This is a genomic window from Streptomyces sp. NPDC059398, assembly GCF_042751845.1.
Lineage (GTDB): Bacteria > Actinomycetota > Actinomycetes > Streptomycetales > Streptomycetaceae > Streptomyces.
On record NZ_JBHYWP010000199.1, the window covers coordinates 1 to 2,850 of the forward strand.

4 protein-coding genes are annotated in these 2,850 nt (G+C 73.6%); all 4 read left to right on the forward strand.

The annotated features are described in order from the left end of the window. Positions 1-230: 230 nt before the first annotated feature. The gene (locus ACFXBC_RS34925) at positions 231-392 is read left to right on the forward strand and encodes a DUF4177 domain-containing protein (protein ID WP_164258849.1); all 162 of its coding nucleotides are present in this window, start codon (positions 231-233) and stop codon (positions 390-392) included. After that, positions 389-856, forward strand: a complete 468-nt coding sequence (locus ACFXBC_RS34930) for a RidA family protein (protein WP_385034111.1) — start codon at positions 389-391, stop codon at positions 854-856. The genes ACFXBC_RS34925 and ACFXBC_RS34930 overlap by 4 nt, the downstream gene beginning before the upstream one ends. Before the next feature lie 77 nt (positions 857-933). Further along, the gene (locus ACFXBC_RS34935; protein WP_385034114.1) at positions 934-1,803 is read left to right on the forward strand and encodes an NUDIX hydrolase; all 870 of its coding nucleotides are present in this window, start codon (positions 934-936) and stop codon (positions 1,801-1,803) included. Between the two features lie 100 nt (positions 1,804-1,903). Continuing rightward, positions 1,904-2,734, forward strand: a complete 831-nt coding sequence (locus ACFXBC_RS34940) for an MBL fold metallo-hydrolase (RefSeq protein WP_385034117.1) — start codon at positions 1,904-1,906, stop codon at positions 2,732-2,734. Positions 2,735-2,850 lie beyond the last annotated feature (116 nt).

Genomic DNA, 2,850 nt, shown 5'->3' on the forward strand with positions numbered 1-2,850 from the left:
TGCCCCGACTTTGATTTTCTGGGGGGCGGGCCCGGCGCTAACCACCCATCCTGGGCGCAGGGGGTCGTCCTCCTGGGGGGAGCTCAAGGGCGCCAGCGCGGCGGCGACCGTGGTCTTTCCGGTCCCGCCCTTGCCACTCACGACCTGAAGCCTGCTCACGTATTCGAGCCTAACCAGTCGGGCCCGGTGGTACGCCCGAGGCTGTCGGTGACAGCGGCTACAGTCGCCGTATGGCCAAATGGGAATACGCGACTGTGCCGCTGCTGGTGCACGCGACGAAGCAGATTCTGGACACCTGGGGCGAGGACGGCTGGGAGCTGGTCCAGGTCGTGCCCGGACCGAACAACCCCGAGCAGCTCGTGGCGTACCTCAAGCGCGAGAAGTCCGCATGAGCGGCTCCGTCGAAGCGCGGCTGACCGATCTGGGGCTGACGCTTCCGGACGTCGTGCCGCCGCTGGCCGCGTACCAGCCGGCCGTGCAGTCCGGTGTGTACGTGTACACGGCGGGGCAGCTGCCGATGGTGGACGGCAAGCTTCCGCTGGTCGGGAAGGTCGGCGCGGAGGTCACCGCCGAGGATGCGAAGGACCTGGCGCGTACCTGTGCGCTGAACGCGCTGGCGGCCGTGAAGTCGCTCATCGGCGACCTGGACCGGATCGAGCGGGTCGTGAAGGTCGTGGGGTTCGTGGCGTCGGCCCCGGACTTCACCGCCCAGCCGGGCGTGCTCAACGGCGCCAGTGAGCTGCTGGGCGAGGTCCTGGGCGACCGCGGAGTGCATGCGCGCAGCGCGGTGGGTGTGGCGGTGCTGCCGCTGGACGCGCCGGTCGAGGTGGAGATCCAGGTCGAGCTGAAGTCTTAGAGCTGCTGGAGGGCCGGGCCGGGGCGGTCCCCGGCCACCCTCTCGAACATCGGCGCGAGAGCGGTTAGCCTCCGGCCATGTCCCAAGGTCAGTGGTACCCGCCGGAATGGCCCGACCGTATCCGTGCCCTGGCGGCCGGCGAGCTCACCGCCGTCGCACCGCGCAGGGCCGCGACCGTCATGCTGCTGCGTGACACCGCTGCCGGTCCCGCCGTCCATATGCTGCGCAGACGCGCCTCCATGGCCTTCGCCGGAGGCGCGTACGCGTATCCGGGCGGCGGCGTCGACCCGCGTGACGACGACCGCGCCATCGGCTGGGCGGGGCCGCCGCGCGAGGCATGGGCCGTGCGGCTCGGCGTCGACGCCGCCTCCGCCCAGGCCATCGTCTGCGCCGCCGTCCGGGAGACGTACGAGGAGGCGGGCGTGCTGCTCGCGGGCGAGACCGCGTCCACCGTCGTCAGTGACCTCTCCGGCGACGACTGGGAGGCGGACCGCGCCGCGCTTGTCGACCGTGAGCTCTCCTTCGCCGACTTCCTCGACCGGCGGGGGCTGGTACTCCGCTCCGACCTGCTGGGCGCGTGGGCGCGCTGGATCACCCCGGAGTTCGAGCCGAAGCGGTACGACACCTGGTTCTTCGTGGCCGCGCTGCCGGACGGCCAGCGGACCCGTAACGCCTCCACCGAGGCGGACCGTACGGTCTGGGTCCGGCCCGTGGAGGCGGCGGAGGGGTACGACAAGGGGGAGCTGCTGATGATGCCCCCGACGATCTCGACGCTCCGCTCGCTCCAGCCGTACGCGACGGTGTCCGGCGCCCTGGCCGGTGCGGCGGCGCAGCAGCTCGCCCCGGTGCTGGCGCGAGCCCGTCTTGAGGGCGGTGAGCTGGTGCTGAGCTGGCCGGGTCATGATGAGTTCACCCGGCGGCTGCCGGCGACGGGGGCCCCGGAGTGACCGGCCCGGACCCCAGCCCACCCGCTGCACGACAGCCCACCCCCAGGACGTCGGCCCGGATGACGGCCCGGACGACGGCCCGGACGACAGGAGCCCCCGCGTGACGGACGCCGCAGCACTCCCCGGCCAGCCCAGGGGCGGGGTCCTGTCCGGGCCCGCCACGGCGCGGGCGGTCAACGTCCTGGCGCCGAACCCGTCCGCGATGACGCTCGACGGGACCAACACCTGGATCGTCGCCGAGCCGGACTCCGACCTGGCGGTCGTCATCGACCCGGGCCCGCTCGACGACACGCATCTGAAGGCCGTGGTCGCGACGGCGGCGGGCGCGGGCAAGCGCATCGCGCTGACCCTGCTGACGCACGGCCACCCGGACCACGCGGAGGGGGCCGCGCGCTTCGCCGAGCTGACGCGTACGCCGGTACGGGCGCTGGATCCCGCGCTGCGCCTCGGCGACGAGGGCCTCGGTGCGGGGGACGTCATCACCACCGGCGGCCTGGAGCTGCGGGTCGTACCGACCCCCGGCCACACCGCCGACTCGCTCTCCTTCCATCTCCCGGCCGACCGGGCGGTACTCACCGGGGACACGGTCCTGGGCCGCGGGACGACCGTGGTGGCGCATCCGGACGGGCGGCTCGGTGACTATCTGGACTCACTGCGGCGGCTGCGCTCGCTGACGTCGGACGACGGGGTGCACACCGTGCTTCCGGGGCACGGGCCCGTACTGGAGGACGCGCAGGGGGCCGTCGACTTCTACCTCGCGCACCGCGCCAACCGGCTCGCTCAGGTGGAGACCGCCGTCGAGAACGGCTTCACGACGGCTTCGGAGGTCGTCGCGCAGGTGTACGCGGACGTCGACCGCTCGCTCTGGCCGGCGGCCGAGCTGTCGGTGCGGGCGCAGCTGGAGTATCTGCGGGAGCACGGGCTGATCTGAACTCCGGTACGTGCGTGAAGGGGCGGCCCCCCCCCCACGTGGGGGGGCCCGCCCCCCCGCGAGCGCGGCGGCCCCGCCGGGCCCGGGGGGGGGGGGGGGCCCCCACCCCCCCCCCC

What these genes read in the sequence shown, in the direction of transcription:
- ACFXBC_RS34935 (WP_385034114.1), top strand. Translation starts at nt 934, where the DNA reads ATGTCCCAAGGTCAGTGGTACCCGCCGGAATGGCCCGACCGTATCCGT.
- ACFXBC_RS34925 (WP_164258849.1), top strand. Translation starts at nt 231, where the DNA reads ATGGCCAAATGGGAATACGCGACTGTGCCGCTGCTGGTGCACGCGACG.
- ACFXBC_RS34930 (WP_385034111.1), top strand. Translation starts at nt 389, where the DNA reads ATGAGCGGCTCCGTCGAAGCGCGGCTGACCGATCTGGGGCTGACGCTT.